The following is a 2,770-nucleotide window of genomic DNA, read 5'->3' on the forward strand; positions in this document are numbered from 1 at the left end:
TACGCGTGTCAGAGCTGCAGTCAGTGTAGTTTTACCGTGGTCAACGTGGCCGATTGTACCAACGTTAACGTGCGGTTTTGAGCGTTCAAATTGTTCTTTAGCCACTTTTCATTACCTCAAGTAATTAGGCGAATAAAAAAAATTAATTCTGATTGATCACTGCATCAGCGACATTTTGTGGCGCCTCTGCGTATTCAAGAAATTCCATCGAGTAAGTCGCACGACCCTGGGTCGCAGAGCGAAGATCGGTTGCATAACCGAACATCTCTCCCAGCGGCACCTGAGCGTTGATAATCTTACCCGAAGAACAGTCTTCCATCCCCTGCACCAGACCACGGCGGCGGTTCAGGTCACCCATCACATCACCCATGTAGTCTTCAGGAGTTACAACTTCAACCTTCATCATTGGCTCAAGCAGACAAGGACTCGCGTCCTGGGCAAACTTCTTCAGAGCCTGAGATGCAGCGATTTTAAACGCCATTTCGTTGGAGTCAACATCATGGAAGGATCCATCGTACAGACGCGCTTTAAGACCGATCAGCGGATAACCTGCGATAACGCCGTTATGCATCTGTTCTTCAATGCCTTTCTGTACAGCTGGAATGTATTCTTTAGGGATAGCACCACCCACGATTTCGTTAATGAACTCCAATCCTTCCTCTTCAGATGGACTGAACTCCACTACTACGTGACCATACTGACCACGACCACCCGACTGACGTGCAAACTTATGGTTTGCATCAACCGACTGACGAATCTTCTCGCGATAGGCTACCTGTGGTTTACCGATATTAGCTTCTACTTTGAATTCTCGTTTCATGCGATCAACAAGAATATCCAGGTGAAGCTCACCCATACCGGAAATAATGGTTTGACCTGTTTCTTTATCAGTTTCTACCTGGAAAGAAGGATCTTCCTGAGCAAGTTTGCCCAGCGCGATACCCATCTTCTCCTGGTCAGCCTGAGACTTAGGCTCAACCGCTACAGAAATTACCGGATCCGGAAACTCCATGCGCTCCAGAATGATCTTATTATCGATGTCACATAGTGTGTCACCGGTAGTCACATCCTTCATACCAATCAGAGCCGCGATGTCGCCTGCGCGAACCTCTTTGATCTCTTCACGGTTATTGGAGTGCATTTGCACCATACGGCCGACGCGTTCTTTTTTACCTTTGACAGAGTTATAAACACCATCACCGGATTTCAAAACACCGGAGTAAACGCGAACAAATGTCAATGTACCCACAAATGGGTCTGTAGCAATCTTGAATGCCAAAGCAGCAAACGGGGCATCGTCATCAGCATGACGCTGAGCAGCAGTTTCATCTTTATCGTCCAGTGTACCTTCGATCGCTTTTACTTCGATCGGAGATGGCATGAACTCGATCACTGCATCCAACACAGCCTGAACACCTTTGTTCTTAAATGCAGAACCTGCCTGCATCAGAACAATATCGTTATCCAGTGTGCGGGCACGCAAACCCTGCTTGATCTCTTCTTCTGATAGCTCACCTTCTTCAAGGTATTTGTCCATCAGTTCTTCAGATGCTTCAGCAGCTGCCTCTACAAGCTCCTCACGAAGCTCATCGGCTTTATCCTGAAGGTTAGCCGGAATATCTTCCAGCTCATAGGTCATACCCTGATCCGCTTCATTCCACATAATGGCTTTCATGCGAATCAGATCAACCACACCAACAAAATCTTCTTCTGCACCAATCGGAAAATTGATTGGTACAGCGTTAGCGCCCAGGCGATCTTTTAGCTGATCAACAACCATGAAGAAATCCGCACCAAGGCGATCCATCTTATTGACGAATACCATGCGCGGAACTTCATACTTGTTTGCCTGTCGCCAAACAGTTTCTGTCTGAGGCTGGACACCGGAAGAGGCACAAAGCACAACAACAGCACCATCAAGCACACGCAGTGAACGCTCAACCTCAATCGTGAAGTCAACGTGCCCCGGAGTATCGATGATATTGATTCGATGATCTTCGAACTGCTGGTTCATGCCTTTCCAGAAACAGGTTGTTGCAGCAGACGTGATAGTGATACCACGCTCCTGCTCCTGCTCCATCCAGTCCATGGTCGCAGCGCCGTCGTGAACTTCACCGATCTTATGAGAAAGACCGGTGTAGAACAGAACGCGCTCAGTTGTAGTCGTTTTACCGGCATCTACATGCGCACAGATACCGATATTACGATAGCGTGCGATAGGAGTTTTACGAGCCACGACTTAATCCTCAGTATCTTAGAAGCGGTAGTGAGCGAATGCTTTGTTCGCTTCAGCCATGCGATGCACGTCTTCACGCTTCTTAACAGCCGCACCGCGGCCTTCAGCAGCATCAGCCAGCTCGCCAGCCAAACGCAGCGCCATGGATTTCTCACCACGACCACGTGCAGCATCAACAGTCCAACGCATAGCCAGAGCCATACGACGAGCAGGACGTACTTCTACAGGCACCTGGTAAGTAGCACCACCAACACGGCGAGATTTAACCTCTACCGCTGGCTGTACTGCTTCTAGTGCTTTTTCAAACAGTTCCAGTGGGTCATTACCCGTGCGCTCCTGGATCTTGTCCAGTGCACCGTACACGATTTTCTCAGCAACAGATTTCTTGCCGTGAACCATTACGTGGTTGATAAATTTAGCCAGAACTGTGTTACCGAATTTAGGATCCGGTAGTATTTCGCGCTTTGCAGCGACGCGTCTTCTAGGCATTGATAAGCCCTCAATTCATTAAAAGGTCTTCAGGTATTCCAAGCA

3 protein-coding genes are annotated in these 2,770 nt (G+C 48.3%); all 3 read right to left on the reverse strand.

The genetic code is table 11. The annotated features are described in order from the left end of the window. The coding region (locus GY843_RS16485) for a GTP-binding protein (protein ID WP_297311193.1) at positions 1-105 on the reverse strand (105 nt) is incomplete at its 3' end. Positions 106-142: 37 nt separating this feature from the next. Beyond that, the gene (gene fusA / locus GY843_RS16490) at positions 143-2,236 is read right to left on the reverse strand and encodes an elongation factor G (RefSeq protein ID WP_297311191.1); all 2,094 of its coding nucleotides are present in this window, start codon (positions 2,234-2,236) and stop codon (positions 143-145) included. A gap of 18 nt (positions 2,237-2,254) precedes the next feature. Next, positions 2,255-2,725, reverse strand: a complete 471-nt coding sequence (gene rpsG / locus GY843_RS16495) for a 30S ribosomal protein S7 (RefSeq protein ID WP_297311192.1) — start codon at positions 2,723-2,725, stop codon at positions 2,255-2,257. Positions 2,726-2,770: the final 45 nt, after the last annotated feature.

Origin of the sequence: Neptuniibacter sp., assembly GCF_024231755.1 — a bacterium.
Taxonomy (GTDB): Bacteria; Pseudomonadota; Gammaproteobacteria; order Pseudomonadales; family Balneatricaceae; genus Neptuniibacter.

Coding starts and splice junctions, on each gene's coding strand:
- rpsG (WP_297311192.1), bottom strand. CDS start 2,725: ATGCCTAGAAGACGCGTCGCTGCAAAGCGCGAAATACTACCGGATCCT.